Source organism: Kitasatospora sp. NPDC056783 (genome assembly GCF_042789895.1).
Lineage (GTDB): Bacteria > Actinomycetota > Actinomycetes > Streptomycetales > Streptomycetaceae > Kitasatospora.
Genome location: NZ_JBHUAF010000165.1, coordinates 1 through 17478, shown reverse-complemented (window position 1 = coordinate 17478; position 17478 = coordinate 1). Strand labels below are relative to the sequence as shown.

General features: G+C 73.0%; 17 protein-coding genes and 1 pseudogene. 8 read left to right on the top strand and 10 right to left on the bottom strand.

The window, feature by feature from the left end; translation table 11 throughout:
• Positions 1-33 precede the first annotated feature (33 nt).
• The 3 genes from ACFRMQ_RS22920 to ACFRMQ_RS22910 all read left to right on the top strand — a co-directional run bounded on the left by ACFRMQ_RS22920 (position 34) and on the right by ACFRMQ_RS22910 (position 3302).
• The gene (locus tag ACFRMQ_RS22920) at positions 34-1671 is read left to right on the top strand and encodes an ABC-F family ATP-binding cassette domain-containing protein (protein WP_380732416.1); all 1638 of its coding nucleotides are present in this window, start codon (positions 34-36) and stop codon (positions 1669-1671) included.
• Between the two features lie 125 nt (positions 1672-1796).
• Positions 1797-2480 (top strand): nitroreductase family protein, encoded by a 684-nt coding sequence (locus ACFRMQ_RS22915; RefSeq protein ID WP_380732415.1) that lies wholly within the window; start codon positions 1797-1799, stop codon positions 2478-2480.
• 213 nt (positions 2481-2693) lie between these two features.
• On the top strand, positions 2694-3302 hold the full coding sequence (locus tag ACFRMQ_RS22910) for a GNAT family N-acetyltransferase (RefSeq protein ID WP_380732414.1): 609 nt from the start codon (positions 2694-2696) through the stop codon (positions 3300-3302).
• 86 nt (positions 3303-3388) lie between these two features.
• Here the strand turns inward: ACFRMQ_RS22910 and ACFRMQ_RS22905 are convergent, their stop codons facing one another.
• Positions 3389-4342, bottom strand: coding sequence for an aldo/keto reductase (locus ACFRMQ_RS22905; protein ID WP_380732413.1), 954 nt, complete (start codon positions 4340-4342; stop codon positions 3389-3391).
• 588 nt (positions 4343-4930) lie between these two features.
• On the opposite strand from ACFRMQ_RS22905, the gene ACFRMQ_RS22900 reads away from it, so the two are divergent.
• Complete coding sequence (locus ACFRMQ_RS22900; protein ID WP_380732412.1) at positions 4931-6442, top strand: carbohydrate binding domain-containing protein; 1512 nt, start codon at positions 4931-4933, stop codon at positions 6440-6442.
• Positions 6443-6470: 28 nt separating this feature from the next.
• On the opposite strand, the gene ACFRMQ_RS22895 is transcribed toward ACFRMQ_RS22900, so the two are convergent.
• Both ACFRMQ_RS22895 and ACFRMQ_RS22890 read right to left on the bottom strand, forming a co-directional pair.
• On the bottom strand, positions 6471-6887 hold the full coding sequence (locus ACFRMQ_RS22895; RefSeq protein WP_380732411.1) for a hypothetical protein: 417 nt from the start codon (positions 6885-6887) through the stop codon (positions 6471-6473).
• A gap of 90 nt (positions 6888-6977) precedes the next feature.
• Positions 6978-7721 carry an SDR family oxidoreductase gene (locus ACFRMQ_RS22890; RefSeq protein ID WP_380732410.1) on the bottom strand — a complete coding sequence of 248 codons (744 nt, stop codon included), beginning with the start codon at positions 7719-7721 and terminating at the stop codon, positions 6978-6980.
• A 102-nt stretch (positions 7722-7823) separates the two neighbouring features.
• Here ACFRMQ_RS22890 and ACFRMQ_RS22885 point away from each other — a divergent pair, with 102 nt between their 5' ends.
• A complete protein-coding gene (locus ACFRMQ_RS22885; RefSeq protein WP_380732409.1) occupies positions 7824-8489 on the top strand; it encodes a TetR/AcrR family transcriptional regulator in 666 nt (221 codons plus the stop codon).
• Here ACFRMQ_RS22885 and ACFRMQ_RS22880 read toward each other — a convergent pair.
• The gene (locus ACFRMQ_RS22880) at positions 8460-9086 is read right to left on the bottom strand and encodes a TetR/AcrR family transcriptional regulator (protein WP_380732408.1); all 627 of its coding nucleotides are present in this window, start codon (positions 9084-9086) and stop codon (positions 8460-8462) included. The genes ACFRMQ_RS22885 and ACFRMQ_RS22880 overlap by 30 nt on opposite strands.
• A gap of 110 nt (positions 9087-9196) precedes the next feature.
• Here ACFRMQ_RS22880 and ACFRMQ_RS22875 point away from each other — a divergent pair.
• Positions 9197-10217 (top strand): annotated as a pseudogene (locus tag ACFRMQ_RS22875) (hypothetical protein).
• Between the two features lie 76 nt (positions 10218-10293).
• Here the strand turns inward: ACFRMQ_RS22875 and ACFRMQ_RS22870 are convergent.
• Together ACFRMQ_RS22870 and ACFRMQ_RS22865 are read right to left on the bottom strand one after the other, a co-directional pair.
• Positions 10294-11505 carry a serine hydrolase domain-containing protein gene (locus ACFRMQ_RS22870; RefSeq protein WP_380732407.1) on the bottom strand — a complete coding sequence of 404 codons (1212 nt, stop codon included), beginning with the start codon at positions 11503-11505 and terminating at the stop codon, positions 10294-10296.
• Between the two features lie 158 nt (positions 11506-11663).
• Positions 11664-12728 (bottom strand): 5-methyltetrahydropteroyltriglutamate--homocysteine methyltransferase, encoded by a 1065-nt coding sequence (locus tag ACFRMQ_RS22865; RefSeq protein ID WP_380732406.1) that lies wholly within the window; start codon positions 12726-12728, stop codon positions 11664-11666.
• A 203-nt stretch (positions 12729-12931) separates the two neighbouring features.
• On the opposite strand from ACFRMQ_RS22865, the gene ACFRMQ_RS22860 reads away from it, so the two are divergent.
• Positions 12932-13660 carry an NDP-sugar synthase gene (locus ACFRMQ_RS22860; protein WP_380732405.1) on the top strand — a complete coding sequence of 243 codons (729 nt, stop codon included), beginning with the start codon at positions 12932-12934 and terminating at the stop codon, positions 13658-13660.
• Positions 13661-13675: 15 nt separating this feature from the next.
• Here ACFRMQ_RS22860 and ACFRMQ_RS22855 read toward each other — a convergent pair whose 3' ends face one another.
• On the bottom strand, positions 13676-14284 hold the full coding sequence (locus tag ACFRMQ_RS22855; protein ID WP_380732404.1) for a DJ-1/PfpI family protein: 609 nt from the start codon (positions 14282-14284) through the stop codon (positions 13676-13678).
• A gap of 151 nt (positions 14285-14435) precedes the next feature.
• Between ACFRMQ_RS22855 and ACFRMQ_RS22850 the strand changes: the two genes are divergently transcribed.
• Positions 14436-15605: a macrolide family glycosyltransferase gene (locus ACFRMQ_RS22850; RefSeq protein ID WP_380732403.1), complete on the top strand. Its 1170-nt coding sequence runs from the start codon at positions 14436-14438 to the stop codon at positions 15603-15605.
• A gap of 12 nt (positions 15606-15617) precedes the next feature.
• Here ACFRMQ_RS22850 and ACFRMQ_RS22845 read toward each other — a convergent pair whose 3' ends face one another.
• The 3 genes from ACFRMQ_RS22845 to ACFRMQ_RS22835 form a co-directional block, all read right to left on the bottom strand.
• Positions 15618-16100, bottom strand: coding sequence for a GNAT family N-acetyltransferase (locus ACFRMQ_RS22845; RefSeq protein WP_380732402.1), 483 nt, complete (start codon positions 16098-16100; stop codon positions 15618-15620).
• Between the two features lie 12 nt (positions 16101-16112).
• A complete protein-coding gene (locus tag ACFRMQ_RS22840) occupies positions 16113-16895 on the bottom strand; it encodes a ThuA domain-containing protein (RefSeq protein WP_380732401.1) in 783 nt (260 codons plus the stop codon).
• A gap of 202 nt (positions 16896-17097) precedes the next feature.
• Positions 17098-17406 carry an ATP-binding protein gene (locus ACFRMQ_RS22835; RefSeq protein WP_380732400.1) on the bottom strand — a complete coding sequence of 103 codons (309 nt, stop codon included), beginning with the start codon at positions 17404-17406 and terminating at the stop codon, positions 17098-17100.
• Between the last annotated feature and the right edge of the window lie 72 nt (positions 17407-17478).

Genomic DNA, 17478 nt, shown 5'->3' with positions numbered 1-17478 from the left:
GCCGGGCCCGCTCCTCCTACAATCGGCCCCATCATGAGCGCGACACTCGTAGTCAAGGACCTCAGCGCCGGCCACGGCGAACGCACCCTCTTCTCCGGCCTGGACCTGGTGGTCGCCCCCGGCGACGTGATCGGCCTGGTCGGCGTGAACGGCGCCGGCAAGTCGACCCTGCTGCGGCTGCTGGCCGGCCTGGACACCCCCGAGGGCGGCTCGCTGCGGCTGAGCCCGGCGAACGCCAACGTCGGCCACCTGCCGCAGGAGCCGGAGCGGCGCGAGGGCGAGTCGGTGCGCGAGTTCCTGGCCCGCCGCACCGGCGTCGCGGCCGCCCAGGCCGAGCTGGACGAGGCCACCGAGGGCCTGGTCGAGGGCCGGGCGGGCGCCGACGACGCGTACGCCGTCGGCCTGGAGCGCTGGCTGGACCTGGGCGGCGCCGACCTGGACGAGCGCGCCGAGGAGGTCGCCGACTCGCTCGGGCTGAAGGTCTCGCTGGACCTGCCGATGACCGCCCTGTCCGGCGGCCAGGCCGCCCGGGCCGGCCTCGCCTCGCTGCTGCTCTCCCGCTACGACGTCTTCCTGCTCGACGAGCCCACCAACGACCTCGACCTGGACGGCCTGGAGCGGCTGGAGTCCTTCGTCAAGGGCCTGCGCGCGGGCACCGTGCTGATCAGCCACGACCGCGAGTTCCTGGCCCGTACCGTCACCAAGGTGCTGGAGCTGGACCTGCACCAGCAGCAGGTCAACCTGTACGGCGGCGGCTACGACGCGTACCTGGAGGAGCGGGCGGTGGCCCGTCGGCACGCCCGTGAGGAGTACGAGGAGTACGCCGACACCAAGTCCTCGCTGGAGGCCCGCGCCCGGATGCAGCGCGGCTGGATGGAGAACGGCGTGCGCAACGCCCGCCGCAAGTCCTCCGACAACGACAAGATCGGGCGCGCGATGCGCACCGAGTCCACCGAGAAGCAGGCCGCCAAGGCCCGGCAGACCCAGCGGATGATCGAGCGGCTGGACGTGGTCGAGGAGCCCCGCAAGGAGTGGGAGCTGCGGATGGAGATCGCCACCGCGCCGCGCTCCGGCTCGGTGGTCGCCACCCTGCGCGGGGCGAGCGTGCGGCGCGGCGACTTCGCCTTCGGCCCGGTGGACCTCCAGATCGACTGGGCCGACCGGGTCGCCATCACCGGCGCCAACGGCGCGGGCAAGTCCACCCTGCTGGCCGCGCTGCTCGGCCGCCTCGAACTCGACGGCGGCAGCGCCTCGCTGGGCTCCGGCGTGGTGGTCGGCGAGGTGGACCAGGCGCGCGGACTGTTCCTCGGCGGCGAGCCGCTGGCGGACGCCTTCGCGGCCGCCGTGCCGGAGCTCTCGCCGGAGGAGGTGCGCACCCTGCTGGCCAAGTTCGGCCTCAAGGCGGTGCACGTGCTGCGCCCGGCCGGCACCCTCTCCCCCGGTGAGCGCACCCGGGCCGCGCTGGCGCTGCTCCAGGCCCGCGGGGTCAACCTGCTGGTCCTGGACGAGCCCACCAACCACCTGGACCTGCCCGCGATCGAGCAGTTGGAGTCCGCGCTCGGCTCGTACACCGGCACCCTGCTGCTGGTCACCCACGACCGGCGGATGCTGGACGCGGTGACGGTGAACCGGCGGATCGAGGTCCGGGACGGGCGGGTGCACGAGCTGTAGGCCGCCACCGGTCCGCCGATCGGTCTCCACCTCCCGGTCTGTACCTCCCGGTCTGTACCTGTCGGTCTATACCTGTCGGTCCGGACCTCTTCCCGGAGGGGCCGTCATGTGCTGTGCTGTCCGCCATGGTTGACAGCACAGACATCGCCGTGGCGGGGACGTCCCACCCGACCGTCCCGCTCACCCCCATGACGGTGCCCGCCCACGAGGCCGAGGCCCGCAGCAGGTCCTTCCACGACGTGATGGCCCAGCGCCGGACCGTCCGCGACTACTCCACCCGCCCGCTCCCGGACGGGGTGATCGAGTGGGCGGTCCGGACCGCGAGCACCGCGCCCAGCGGCGCGCACGTACAGCCCTGGCGGTTCGTGGTGATCACCGACCCGGAGCGCAAGCGGCTGCTGCGCGAGGCGGCCGAGGCCGAGGAGCGCGAGTTCTACGGCCACCGGGCCTCGGAGGAGTGGCTGGCCGCGCTCGCCCCGATCGGCACCGACTGGCGCAAGCCGTTCCTGGAGGACGCGCCGGCCGTGATCGTCGTGTTCGAGGTGCACAAGGGCCCCGACTCGCCGCGCCCGTACTACACCAAGGAGTCGGTGGGGATCGCGGTCGGGCTGCTGCTGGCCTCGCTGCACCAGGCCGGGCTGGCGACGCTGACCCACACGCCGAGCCCGATGAGGTTCCTCAACGAGGTGTGCGACCGCCCCGCGGAGGAGCGCGCGGCGTACGTGATCCCGGTCGGTTACCCGGCCGAGGGGGCGCGCGTGCCGGACCTGCGGCGCAAGGAGCTCGACGAGGTGATGGTCCGGCTCTGACCGCCGGGGGGCGCGGGGCCGCACACGGGAGCGCGTGAGGCCGTGTACCGGGGCGCCGGGGCGCGCGGGCCGAGCACCGGGGCCGCGCGCGCCCGCTGCCGGAGGGACGGCGGATGGTGACAGGTCCTGGCCGAGGACATAATCGCCGCCATGAGCCAGGCACAGCCACGGTCCTGTGGCCCCCCTCCGGCGGCCGGCCTCGCACCGCCACCGATGACGACGGTGGCGGAGATCGCGACGGTGGCGGAGGTGACCACCGGACGGCCGCCGGAACGGCTGCGACTGCCCGGCGGACTCTGGCTGCGCCGCCGCCGCAGCACCCACACGGCGGCGCTCAACCAGGCCGTCCGCGCCAACCTGGACCATCTGCGGCCCTGGATGGAGTGGGCGGCCGAGGCCCCCTCCCGGGCCCAGACCGCCGAGCTGACCAGGGCCGGCGCCGCCGCCTGGGAAGCCGGCACCGACTTCATGTACCTGGCCGGCCTGGACGCCGAACCCGGCAGCGTGATCGGCGCCTTCGGCCTGCACGGGCGGATCGGCCCGGGCGCTCTGGAGCTCGGCTACTGGGTCGCCGCCGGGCACGTCGGCCGGGGCATCGCCACCGCCGCGGCCGGTGCGCTGACCGGGGCCGCGCTGGCGCTGCCCGGGATCACCCGGGTGGAGATCCACTGCGACCGGGCGAACGGCGCCAGCGCGGCCGTCCCGCGCAAGCTCGGCTACCGGCTGGACCGGATCACCCGGGCCGCCGTCCGGGCTCCGGCCGAGACCGGACGGCAGCTGGTGTGGGTCAGGGACCGCCCGCTCCCGGACGGGCCCTCGTAGGCCCGGCCGCCCCGGCACCCGGCCTCCACAGCGCCCGGTCTCGATAGCGCCCCGCCCCTGCGGCAGCCGCCCCCCGGCACCCGGCCTCAGTAGCGCCCGCCGGTCGCGGCCGGCAGCGCGTCCAGCTCGGCCAGGTCCGCCGCCGAGAGCTCGACCCCGGCCGCGCCCACGTTGTCCACCAGGTAGCGCGGCGTCCTGGTGCCCGGGATCGGGAAGACGTAGCGGCCCTGCGCCAGCACCCAGGCCAGCGCGACCCGCGCGGGGCTGGCGCCGATCCGCTCGGCGACCGCCCGGACCTTCCCGACCAGCGCCAGGTTGGCGTTCAGCGCGTCCTGCTGGAAGCGCGGCAGCCGGCGGCGGAAGTCGTCGGCGGGCAACTCGTCGACGGAGGTGATGCCGCCGGTGAGGAAGCCCCGGCCGAGCGGCGAGAACGGCAGGAAGGCGATGCCCTGCGACTCGGTGTACGGCAGCACCTCGGCCAGCGCGTCCCGGGTCCACAGCGACAGCTCGGACTGCACCGAGGCCACCGGGTGCACGCTCTGCGCCCGCTTGATCTCCTCGACCGTGGCCTCGGAGAGGCCGATGCTCCGCGCCTTGCCCGCCGCGACGACCTCGGCGAACGCACCCCAGGTCTCCTCGATCGGGACCTCCGGGTCGACCCGGTGCAGCTGGTAGAGGTCGACGTGGTCGGTGCCCAGCCGGCGCAGGCTCTCGTCGATCGAGCGGCGGACGTGCTCGGGCCGCCCGTCGCGCTCGTGCTGGCCCGCGCCGCCCGGCACGATGCCCACCTTGGTGGCCAGGAAGGCGCGCTCCCGGTACGGGCCGGCCAGCGCGGCGCCGACCACCTCCTCGTTGGTGTACGGGCCGTACATGTCGGCGGTGTCGATCAGGCCGACGCCGAGGTCCAGCGCCTGCCGGATCACCCGGACCGAGTTCTCGTCGTCCCGGTTGCCGACGTCGTAGGCCCAGGTCATTCCCATGCAGCCGAGGCCGATGACGCCGATCTCGGGGCCGCTGTTACCGAACGGGGCCTTGCGCATGACGGTGCTCCCATCGTGGGGTTCCGCGGTTTCCCGCGGCGGTGAACGATCAACGGGTTCAGCTTTCACCTTGGAGTGCGCTCAAGGTCAAGTCCTCGCGGAGCGGTGGTGCGAGCGGGGCGCGCGCCCCGGTCTCACCACCGCTCCGGAGCTCCGGCCGTCGACTCCTCGTCGTTCGCCACCGTTCGCGGCCGTTCGCCACCGGACGTTCCGCCGGGCCACCAAGGGTGACCAGCCGTCAAACCGGCGCGCGGGAGCCAGTTCACCGACCTCGCGCACCACCGGACGCCGCTCGTCCGGTCTTGGCAGGGCCACCCGGACGGCCGACGCTCTGTGTGCAGCAGATCATCGGCTCATCGCCTCCAACCGATCACCCCAAGGCCTCCCCACCCCCGTCCCAACAGTTCCCCAAACCTGCTTCCGGTGACGCGTCCGGGCCCGGGAAGCGCTTGACGTGCACAGCTGGTCTAGTCCAGTTTGATGCTCAGCACCGCGCTCCTCCCCGCATCGGACCACCCCCAGGCCGCCGCCCGCCCCGCGCCCCCCCTCGCGGCGCGGGCGGCCACCACGTCCCGAGAGGCACCCCACATGCCCAGCGCGATTCCGCATGCCCGCACGCACGGCCGCCCCGCCCGCCGAACCACCCTGCTGAGCCTGGCCGCGGCCACCGCGCTCGCCGCCGGCGGCCTGACCGTCCTCGCCGGGAACGCCGGCGCCGCCGACGGCAACCTGCTCGCCAACGGCGGCCTGGAAAGCGGCGCGCTCAGCCCCTGGAGCTGTTCCGCCGGAACCGGGAGCGTGGTCAACTCCGGTGCACACAGCGGTACTTACGCACTCAAGGGCGCGGTGGGCGCGAGCGACACCGCCCAGTGCGGCCAGACCGTCAGCGTCCAGCCCAACACCACCTACAACCTCAGCGCGTGGGTGCAGGGCCAGTACGTCTACCTCGGCGCCACCGGCAGCGGCGTCACCGATCCGGCCGTCTGGACCGCCGGCGGGCCCAACTGGCAGCAGCTGTCCACCAGTTTCACCACCGGACCGGCCACCACCAGCGTCACCGTCTACCTGCACGGCTGGTACGGACAGGGCGGCTACCTCGCCGACGACATCGCGCTGACCGGCCCCGGCGGCGGCAACCCGTCCACCCCGCCGCCGAGTTCGACCCCGCCGAGCCCGACCGGCACGCCCACCGGCGGCCCCTCCACCCCGCCGCCGAACGTCACGCTCCCGGTCGCCCCGTACATCGACATGGGCGCCTGGCCCACCCCGTCGATGCCCGACATGGCCAAGGCCGGCGGCCTCAAGGGCTACACGATGGGCTTCGTCACCGGCGTCGGCTGCAAGGCCAGCTGGTTCAACGCCTACGACCCGCGCACCGCCTGGGCCAAGGACCAGGTGGACGCGCTGCGCGCGGCCGGCGGCGACGTCAAGGTCTCCTTCGGCGGCGCCTCCGGCACCGAACTCGCCGCCGCCTGCACCACGGTGGACTCGCTGTTCGCCGAGTACGACGCCGTGGTGAGCGCCTACAACCTGCGCTACGTCGACTTCGACATCGAGGGCGCGGCCATCGCCGACACCGCCTCCAACGACCGCCGCTCCGCCGCGCTCGCCAAGCTCCAGCAGGCCCACCCGGGGCTGAAGGTCTCCTTCACCCTGCCCGTGCTGCCCGAGGGCCTGACCGCCGAGGGCGTCGCCATCGTCAAGTCCGCCCGGGACGCCGGGGTGGCCGTCGACGTGGTCAACATCATGGCGATGGACTACTACCGGACCGGGACCGACTACGGCAACGCCGCCGTCCAGGCCGCGCAGTCGCTGTTCGGCCAGCTCAAGGCCCTCTACCCGGCGAAGAGCGACGCCCAGCTGTGGGCCATGGTCGGCGTCACCCCGATGATCGGCGAGAACGACGACCACCAGATCTACAACCAGGCCGCCGCCCAGCAGTTGGTGACCTTCGCCAAGCAGAACCACCTCGGGATGCTCGCCTTCTGGGACGCCACCCGGGACGCCAACGCCTGCACCGGCGGCTCGCTGTCCAAGTGCACCAACATCCCGCAGCAGCCGTACGAGTTCGCGAAGATCCTCAACCAGTACGCGGGCTGAGCACCCCCGGGGCGTACGGTGCGGCTGCTCAGGTGTCGTAGCAGCCGCACCACGGCGCGTCGAAGCCGAGGCCGTCCGGGTACAGCTCGAAGTGCACCCGCTCGTCCTCCTCCACCTCGTCCTCCTCGTAGTCCTCACGGACCAGGCCGAACAGCTCGCCGTCATGGTGCACGGCGAACGGGGCGATCGCGATGTCCCCGTACTCCCGGCCGGGCAGGGCGTCGAGCCACTCCCCCAGCAGCCGCGCGGCCTCCGCCGCCTCGCCGGTGGCGCGTATCCGCGAGTCGAGGTGGCGGCCGGCGGCGTCGAACTGGTGGAGGACGGCGTAGGACCGGGCACCGAGGCAGAGGGCCGAGGCGAGGAACTGGCCGCCCTGCCACCGGCCGATGGTGTCGGTGCGGTAGTCGGGCCGGTGGCTGATCGGGATGACCTCGGGAACGTTCACGGCCGAAGCGTAAGCGTGACCAGTGACAACGGCCCGGCCGCCCGAGCCGGAGCCCGGGTCGGCGCCTGATCGGCCAGTGCAGCACCCGGTTCAGCGCCCGGTGGGCAGGTTGGCGCCGCCGGTGCAGTCGAGCACCACCCCGGTGACGAAACCGTTGGCCGCGAGCAGGTGGATCGCCCGGGCGACGTCCTCGGCCCGGCCGACCCGGCCGGCCGGGGTGGTGGCGGCGAGGCCCTCGAACAGCGCGGCCCGCTGCTCGGCCGGAACGCGGTCCCACCACGGGGTGTCGATCACGCCGGGCGAGACGGCGTTGACCCGCAGCGGGGCGAGCTCGACGGCCAGCGGCGGGACCATCGCCTCCAACGCGCCGTTGATGGCGGCCAGTCCGGCGGTGCCGGGGAAGGCGGCCCGGGCCGAGGCCGCGGTGATCAGGGTGACCGATCCGTCCTGACGCAGGTGCGGCAGCGCCGCCTGGAGGACGCGCACCTGCGGCCAGAACTTGCCGTCGAAACCGGCCGCGAGTTCGTCCAGGTCGAGCCCGGCGAACGGACCGCTGCCGGCCGCGCCGCTGACCGCGACGACCAGGTGGTCGACCGTGCCGGTCTCGGCGAAGAAGGCGGCGAGGGCGGCCGGATCGGCCGCGTCCAGCTGCCGACCGCTGCTCTTGCCGCCGATCCGGGAGACGGCGGCGTCCAGCCGGTCGCGGTCGCGGCCGGTGACCACGACCTCGGCGCCGTCAGCGGCGAAGGCGGTGGCCGCCGCCTCGCCGATGCCCGAGCTGCCGCCCATCACGACGACGCGCTGTCCGGCGAAGAGGTTTGACGCAGTGCTCATGGTGGTGGGGCCTTTCGACTTGTCGAGACCGTCAGTTCCGGTAATGATGGTTATCGAGACTGTTAGTCTTGTCAAGCGGGGGGCCGGAGGAGAGGGAGCACAATGAGCGGAACCAAGGCCACCGAAGCCGTCGAAGCCGTCGAAGTCACTGAGGCCACTGAGGCCGCCGAGGCCGATGAAGCCCCGACCGCCCGACCGCACACCGGACGCCGACGCAACGAGGCCGCCCACCGGGCGATCCTCGACGCCGCGCTCCGCCTGCTCGCCGAGTCCGACGGCACGCCCGTCACCATCGACGCCATCGCCCGGACGGCCGGCGTCGGCAAGCAGACCGTCTACCGGTGGTGGCCCTCCAAGGGCGCCGTCCTGCTCGACGCCCTCACCGACCGCGCCGGCCAGGACGTCCACGGCCCCGACACCGGCGATCTGCGCACCGACCTCCACGCCTTCATCGCCACCACCTTCGACGCCGCCCAGCGCGACACCACCGCCTCCGCGCTGCGCACCGTCGCCCGCGAGGCCGCCCGCGACCCGCACCTCGCCGACCTGATGCGGACCTTCACCGCCACCCGCCGCACCGCGCTGCGCGAACTGCTCGCCAAGGGGCGCGAGCGCGGCGAACTCGCCGGGGACACCGACCTGGACCTCATCGCCGACCAGGTCTACGGCGTGTTCTGGTACCGCTTCCTGCTCGGGCACGACGCCCTGGACGCGAACACCGCAGAACGCCTCACCGACTCACTGACCAGGGGGAACGCCACCCGCTAGGCCCTGCGGCCCCAACCCGCGCCGCCCGCGCAGCAGGGGCAGGTACACCTCGTCCACGATCTCCACCAGGACGTCGTCCGGCGCCGTCGGCACCCCGCGCACCACGAACTCGTTGCGCAACAGCACCACCGCCACCGTCGCCACCCGGGGGCGCAGCACCTCGGGAGCCAGCTCGCCCCGGGCGACCGCGCGCCCCAGGACGGTGAGCCAGGGCGCGGCCGCCGCGTCGCCGGACTGGTCCTGCAACTGCGCCAGGAACTCCGCCGCACCGCCGGCCGCGGCCAGCAGTTCGCGCAGCACGGCGCCCAGCGGGGAACTCCAGTGGCGGTTCGCCTGGCGCAGCAACTCCAGTGCGTCGCCGCGCAGTTCACCGGTGTCGGGGAGCGGGGCGGTCTTCGCCAGCTGCTTGTAGGCGGCGATGCCGAGGGCCAGCCGGTTGGGCCAGCGGCGGTAGATGGCGTTCTTGTTGGTTCCGGCGCGGGCGGCGACCTTGTCCATGGTCAGCCCGGCGTACCCGGACCCGGTCAGCTCCTCGACCGCCGCCCGCAGGATCGCCTCCTCCAGCGCCGCCCCGCGCCGCCGCGTCTGCCCGGCCATGCCGTCGCCCTCTCCGTAGACCGCCCCCATCCTTCTTGCCGCACCGAGGCGTCGGCAACTAGGGTACTGGTCGTACCGTAAATTTCCTCTCGCCGGAAAGGCGGAAGAACATGCGTGCCAAGGGAATCAGCTACGACACCGGCTTCGTGAAGAACGGCGCGTACTCCCGGCACCGGTTCGACCCGGAGGTGGTCGAACGCGAGCTGCGGATCATCCGGGACGACCTGCACTGCACCGCCGTCCGCGTCATGGGCGGCGACCCGGAGCGGATCGAACTCGCCGCCGGGTACGCCGCCGACCTCGGCCTGGAGGTCTGGTTCTCGCCCTACCCGCTGGAACTGACCGCCGACGCCATGCTGGAGCTCTTCGCCGACTGCGCCGAGCGCGCGGAACGGCTGCGGCGGCGCGGAGCCGAGGTGGTGTTCGTGACCGGCGCCGAACTGAGCCTGATGAACCCGGGCTTCCTGCCCGGCTCCACGACGGCGGAACGGGTCGCCCTGCTCGCCCGGCCGGAGCAGGTGCGCGAGCACCTCGGGGCGGTCGCCGACCGGGTCAACGCGTTCCTCGGCCGGGCGGTGGCCACCGTCCGCGAGCGGTTCGGCGGACGCGTCACCTACGCCGCGGTACCGCTGGAGCGCGTCGACTGGGAGCCCTTCGACCTGGTCTCACTCGACCTCTACCGCTCCGCCGAGACCGCCGACCGCTTCGCCGACGGCGTCCGCGCCCTGACCGGCCAGGGCAAACCCGTCGCCATCACCGAGTTCGGCGCCGCCACCTACCTCGGCGCCGGCGACCGGGGCGCGCTCGGCCTCGACGCGGTCGAGTACGACGACCACGGCCCGGTCCGCCTCGACGGCCCGTACCAGCGCGACGAGGCCGGGCAGGCCGCCTACGTGCGCGAACTGCTGGAGGCCTTCGACGCCGGCGGCATCGACGCCACGTTCGTCTTCTACCTTCGCCCTCTACGACCACGTCCACCGCCCGGACGGCGACCCCCGCGACGACCTCGACCTGGCCGGCTACGGCATCGTCAAGGCCTACGAGGACCGCATGGGCAGCACGTACGCGGGGGTTCCCTGGGATCCGAAGAAAGCTTTCTTCGCCATCGCCGACTACTACGGCACCCACTGACCCCACCCGCCGCCACCCCACTCGCCACCACCGCGCGGGAAGTCGGCCCGGCCGACTTCCCGTGCGAGGCGTTCCGTCAGCCGATGGAGGACACGCCGAAGGCGGACGTCACCAGGCCGAGGACGTACGGCATCTCGGCGCCGTTCAGGGCCGTCGGGTCGACCGAGTACACGACCGTCCGGGAGAGGTCGCGGGTGGCGAAGACGCCGCTGGTGGAGCCGGGGCGGGCGCCGGTCTTGCCCCAGGCCACCACGCCGTCCGACTCAAGCTTCTCCAGGCCCATGCTCATGCACGCCTTGCCGCCCGGGCAGTGGGTGCTGTGCTCGGCGACCGGCACGGCCGGGACGGTGAACAGCAGCTCCTGCTGGGCAGGCGGGAGGAGGCGGCCCCGGAACAGGGCGGTCATGAAGCGGTCGAGGTCGGGGGCGCTGGAGATCATGCCGCCCTCGGCCCAGGGCCACGGGCTCTGCTCGGTCACGTCCACCCGGTGGGAGCCGCCGCCGGCTTCGGGGACGGTCAGGTACGGGCGGGTCGCGGGGCGCCGCAGCCGCGGGTCGTCGCCGTCCGGGAGGGAGGTGTCGTGCAGGCCGAGCGGGCGGATGATCCGGTCGCGCAGTTCGTCGGCGTAGCGGTGCCCGGTGACCTTCTCGACCACCAGTCCGGCGACGAAGGTGTTCATGCCGTTGTACTGCTGGGCGGTGCCGGGGTCGAAGCCCAGCGTCTGGCCCTTCATCGAGGCGAGGACCTCCCCGGGGGCGAACGAGTCGAACTTGTGCTCGGCGAACCAGCCGGTGCTGCCGTCCCCCCAGGGCATGCCGGTGCCGTTGGGCAGTCCGCTGGTGTGGTTGAGCAACTGCCCGACCGTGACCCCTTCGTACGGGAAGTCCGAGAGGTACCGCCGGACGTCGGCGTCCAGGTCGACCCGTCCCTCGGCGGCGAGTTGGAGAACGACGGTGGCGGTGAAGATCTTCGAGACCGACCCGATCCGGAACCGGCCCTGCGGGTCCACGGCCATCCCGCGCTCCGCCGAAACGCCCTCGAACTTCCCCGTGGAGCCGGTGATCCGCACGAACCCGGCGGAGACGTCGGCGGCCGGCCGCCGGTCGAGCGCGGCCCGGACCGCCGCCCTGTCCAGGGGTGCGAGTGCGGACGCACTCGATGACACCCCGGCAGCGGGCGCCACGGCGAGCGCGGGCGTACCCGCCCCGACCGTCAGCGCGACCGCCAGGGCTCCGGCGGCGGCCAGGACGGTCCAACGGGTCTGGTTCTTGTGCGCGTTCGCGTTCATGTGTGGTCGGCTCCAGGCTGGTCGTCGTCCGGACCGGTGCTTCCCGGCCCGGCGACGAGTCTTCCGGCCGTGCCCGCGCCGGACATCAGGGGCGGGACGCCGCCGCTCCCTGATTTCGCGTCAGGGTTCACCCGGAGGGCAAGACACGAGGCCTCGGGTCAGACCCCCAGCGCCTCCGCCGCCAACGCCGTCCCCTCCAGCCGGGCCCTGATCTTGGCGAAGGCGGTCTCCCGGGAGACGGACAGGTCGTCGGCGAAGGAGGCGAAGCCGCTGTCGTCACAGGTGCCCAGCCGCTCCACGGGCAGGTGCCGGGCGGCGTTCAGCACCCGGTCGCGCACCTGCTCGGCGCTCTCCACCACCGGATCGTTCGGGTCGGTGACACCAACGAACACCCGCCCCTCGGACGGGAGTTGGTCTGCGACCATACGCAGGACCCGCTCCGGGTCGGCCTCGTTCGCCAGCGACAGGTAGAAGCTGCCCACGGTGAGCCTGAACAGCTCGGGCAGCAGCTCCGCGTAGTCGATGTCGAGGCTGTGGGTGGAGCCCTGGTCGGCGCCGGGGTCGGTGTGGACGCCGATCCGGGCGCGCTCGGCCGCGCCGAACCGGGCCAGCACCATGTTGTTGAGCTCGACGAACTCGTGCAGCACGCCGCCGCTCGGGTCGAGCTTCAACGCCAGCCGGGCTTCGGTGAGTTCGAGCTGCACGACGTGCGCCCCCGCGTCGAGGCAGCCCCGGATGTCCGCCTCCGCACCCGCGATCAGGTCCTCCATGTACTGGGTGTGCGAGTATCCGGAGACACCGGCGGGCGGGTACAGCAGGCTGAGCAGCGAGGGCGAGACGACCGACTGCTTCACGGGGACGGTCGCGAACTTCTGCGCGGCCCGCAGGTACTGCTCGGCGTGCACCTGGTAGCGGAAGGGGCCGGAGGTCAGGACGGGCAGCTGCCGCTGGTGCCCGTCGGCGAAGGGCAGGACGACGCCGCCGGGGCTGACGTTGTCGGCCCCGACGACCGGATAGGTGTAGGCGCTGGGCTTGGTCTGGTCGCCGTCGGTGACGACCGGCGACCCGAGGGCCTCCAGCTGCGCGATGGTGTCCTGGACGGCCCGCTGCCGGGCCTCGGCGAACGCGGCGGCGGAGAGACGCCCGGCCCCGTGTTCGGCGATGGCGGAGAGGAGCTCCGGGGAGCGCGGGACGCTGCCGATGAGTTCGGAGGGAATGCTCATGGCGGCAGCCTAGGAACACGGATGCCCCGAACGTCGGAGCTGATCGGAATTGCCGTCGACCGCATTCCACAAGGGCGATTCGGGAGGCCGAATTCGACTCCCCCCGAACACACTTGGGCCAGACCCGATCATCGCGTCGAGCGGGACCGCGAAGCCCCCGACACTGTTGCCACGCCGTGCCGTCGCTCCCGGGAGGTCGGGGAATGTGCTCTCCGGAGGCCCTGCCCCCGATCCGCCAGGCCGTGATCCGCCAGGCCGTGATCCTCGCGGGCGGACGCGGCAGGCGGCTCGCCCCGTACACGGACCTGCGCCCCAAGGCGATGGTCGAGGTGAACGGCACGCCGCTGCTGCGCCACCAGATCGACCGGTTCGCCGACGCCGGCGTGGAGACGGTGATCGTCTCGGCGGGCTACCGCTCGCAGGCGATCACCGACTACGTGCGCACGGCGCCCCTGCCGGTCCGCACCACCGTGGTCGTGGAGGAGCGCCCGCTGGGGCGGGGCGGCGGGCTGAAGCTCGCCGCCCGCGCGCTCCCGGCGCCCCGGGAAGCGTGGTTCGCCGTCTACGGCGACATCTGGACGGACTTCCCGCTCACCGCACTCGGCGCCCACCACCTGCGCTGCGGGGCCCTGGCCACGGTCGCCCTGGTCCCGCCCCGGCTGCCCCGGGGCACCGTCCGCTGCGACGACTCCGGGAGGGTCGAGGAGCTCGCCGCGCCACCCGCCTGCGTGGTCAACGGCGGCGTGTACGCCTTCGCCCCCGGCGTCGTCCCGCTGCTGCCGGACCAGGGGGACCACGCGCGCACGACCCTCCCGCACCTGGTACGGCTGCGGCAGCTGTCCGGCTACCGCGCCGAGGGCTTCTGGCGCGCCGTCAACACACCGGCTGATCTCCGGGAGCTGCGGGCAAGCGCCACGGAGAGCGTCCGCTGACCGTGCCGCCCGAGGTCAGGACCGGACCGGCTCACCCGTGCGAACGGCCCGCAGCCCCCGCTCGACGGTCTCCAGGTTCTCCCCCACCGGCGCCACGTAGTCCAGTACGCCGCGCGCGGCCTCCTCCCCGAGCGTGCGGGTGATCACCCAGGCCGCGAGGTACTGGGAGGCCAGGCAGCCGCCGGCGGTGGCGATGTTCCCCTCGACGTGGAACGGCGCGTCCAGCACCGTGACGCCCCGGGCCTCGACGAAGGGCCGGCTCGTCCGGTCCGTGCAGGCCGGCCGGCCCTCCAGCAGCCCGAGGTGCGCCAGCACGAGGGCGCCGGAGCACTGGGAGCCGATCAGCTGCCGCGCCGGGTCGAGCGGCAGCGCGGAGAGCAGGCGGTTGTCGGCGACCACGTCGCGGGTCTTCACCCCGCTGCCGATCAGCACCACGTCGGCCTCGGCGACGAACTCCATCGGGCGCTGCCCGGTCACCTCGACGCCGTTCATCGAGGTGACCACCGGCGTCGGCGTGGTGATGAAGGCCTCCAGGCCGTCCGGGCGGCAGCGGTTGATCAGCGCGGACGCGATGAAGCTGTCCAGCTCGTTGAACCCGTCGAACGTCACCACGGCTACCTGCATCGCAACTCCCTCATCCGGCGCGGAGCGTCCAGTCTCCCCGACCGTGCCCGCCGAGGCCACCGGCCGGGCCTGGCACCCCGCGACACGGCGGCGGCTGCGGGGCCGGGAATCTCGATGGCGGTGCGGCGCCGGTGCTGTCAGGGTGGCCGCCATGGTGAAGAAGTTGCTCTTCGTGACCCTGACCGGACACGGGCACATCAACCCGACGCTGCCGCTGGTCGAGGAACTCGTCCGGCGCGGGCACCAGGTGGACTACGCCACCGAGGCGGGCCACGCCGCCGCCGTCACCGGTGCCGGGGCACGCTGGCTGGAACTGCCGCCGCTGGAGCCGTTCACGCCGCCGTCGACGATCGGCCCGGAGGCCGTGGCCGCCTGGCTGCGCCACTACTTCGCGGCGTTGAGCGCGACGTACCCGGTGCTGCGGCAGCACTGCGCCTCGGAGCCGGTGGACGCCATCTGCTACGACACGACGAACTGGCCCGCCCGGATCGTCGCCAGGAGCCTGGGCATCCCCGGCGTCCAGTGCTTCCCCCACCTGGCCTCGAACGAGGCGTACTCGCTGGACCGGCAGTTGACCGCGGGGCTCGACGCCGATGATCCGGCGATGGCGCTGCTCGCCGCCGACTGCGCGGCCTTCTCGGCCGAGTACGGCGTCCCGCTCGGCGTCGCCGACACCATGACGACGCCTGACCGGCTCAACCTGGTGTTCGTCCCACGGGAGTTCCAGCCGGCCGCCGACAGCTTCGACGAGCGCTTCCACTTCATCGGCCCCTCGATGGGCGGCCGCGAGCGGGCCGAGCGGTGGTCGCCGCCCGCCCCCGGGGCACCGCTGCTGTACGTCTCCCTGGGCAGCGTCTTCAACGGGGATCCGGCGTTCTACCGCGCCTGCCTGACCGCCGTCGCCGACGGGCCGTGGCAGGTGGCGATGACCGTGGGCGGCACGGACGCCGCCGCGCTGGGTGCCGTCCCGAGCGGGGTGGACGTCCGGTCGCGCTTCCCCCAACTCGCGGTGCTCCGTCACGCCACCGCCTTCGTGTCGCACGCCGGCATGAACTCCGTCATGGAGGCGCTGCACTACGGGGTCGGTGTCGTCGCCGTCCCCCGCACGCCCGAGCAGGCCGCCAACGCCGCACGCCTGGCGGAGCTGGGGCTCGGCGAACGCCTGGACGCCGACACGGTGAACGCCGAAGCACTGCGAGCGGCGATCGACCGGGTCGCCTCGGACCCGACGGTACGGGCCAACCTCGCGGGAATGCGGCAAGCCATCCGGCGAAGCGGCGGGGCCACGCGCGGCGCCGACCTGATCGAGCACCTCACCTAAGGGAGCGGGCAGCTACAGCTCGCGGAAGTACACGGCCACGGGCAGCTTGACGCACCCGAGGCTCTCGTACAGCTCCCTGGCCGGGCCGTGGAACTCGTCGCCGCCGGTGCCGATTTCGACGTACCGGGCTCCGTGGTCGCGCATGTGGCCGAAGGCGTACTCGCACAGGTCGGTCGCCAGGTGGTCACGGCGGTGGTGTGGGTCGACGGCGAGGATGCCGATGGTCCCGCGCTCGCGGGCGGGGTCGATCTCCCAGCCCACGTAGCCCGCGATCGCTCCGTCGAGGTCCGCGACGGCGACGTGTTTGCCGTGCTCCGGGGTGTACAGGGTGGCGAGCAGGGTGCGGTAGTCCTCGCGCCACCGGCCGTGCTGGCGGGCGAAGACGACTTCGCCGACCAGGGGCCGGAAGGAGTTCTCGTAGAACGGTCCGAAGGTCTCGATGGTGAGTTCGGTCAGCCGCGCGAGGTCCTGCGGCTCGAAGCTGCGGATGATCACGGAGGGCGCTCCTCACTGAGGTTCGGGGAGCGACCCCGGCGGGTCGCAGTCGGCCTCGGCGGCCCCGGCCGCCACGCGGATGCCGCCGAGGAGCATCGCGCGGAAGGCCGGATCGGCGTACGCCTCCTCGCCGTGGCCCATGCCGGTGTACCAGGACCGGCCGCCCTGGATCCGACGGCACCAGGTGATGGGGTGGTCGCCCATCCGGTCGGGGCCCGGGTCGTAGGAGGACTCGTCGAGGGAGGCGAGGACGTGGACGGTGTTCCTGGGGTCGGTACGGAAGTTGTACCACTCGTCCGACCGCTCCCACGTGGCGGGCAGGTGCCTGGTGCTGGGGTTGTGCCGGTCCTCGATGACCACCCGGGCCCGGAACAGCCCGTGGGGATGGCTCTTGAAGTAGGCGCCGACGACCTGGCCGTAGAAGGGCCAGTCGAACTCGGTGTCGGAGGCGGAGTGAAGGCCCGCGTAGCCGCCGCCGGCCCGGATGTAGCCCTCGAAGGCGGTCTTCTCGGTGGCGTCGAGGACGTTGCCGGAGGTCAGGGCGAAGACGACGGCCCGGTAGCCGGCGAGGCGGGCGGGAGTGAAGAAGGTGCCGTCCTCGGTGGCGTCGACCGCGAACCCGTTCGCGGCGCCCAGGTCCTTGACGGCCTGGACGGCGGCGGGGATCGAGCCGTGCCGGTAGCCGCCGGTCTTGGAGAAGACGAGCACCTTGAACTCAGGCCGTCTGGTGGCGGGTTGCGACGCGGCACAGCCCGTGAGGCCGATGAGGGCGAGCACGGCACCCAGCGCCGGCATCGGCCGCAGTAATCGGGGACGGGGCAAATTCGGACTCCTCGGGAGAGGCACACAGGGGCGCACCTGGAGAGCATCCTGACAGGTGGAGGGATACGAATGAGGGAGTGGGAAGTCGGGCTCGCCGACTTCCCACTCCCTCGGGGTCACGGGGTGGGGGCTGGGGGTGGGGGTGAGGTCGTATGCCCTCCGGTATCACGGGGGGTCAGAGGGCGTCGGGGAGGACGAGGTCCAGTTCGGACCAGACCGTCTTGGAGTTGGGGTGACGGGGAATGGTGCCCCAGCGGTCGGAGAGCGCGTCGACGAGGGTGAGGCCGCGCCCGGACTGGGAGTTGGGGCGGAGCTTCGTGGGGAGGGTGGGGACCCTGTCGCCCCTGGGGTCGCTGATCTCGATGCGGAGGGTGATGCCCCGGCGCACGAAGGTGGTGAGCGAGAGGTGAAACTCGAACCCGCGCCCCGGAACGCGTCCGTGCGTGATCGCGTTCGCCGCCAGCTCGGTTATCTGAACTTCCATGGAAGGGCTCCGCATTGGATGCCGTGAATTCGTCATGTGAGTGGGGTGGGGCGGGTGGTCAGCGTCAGACTG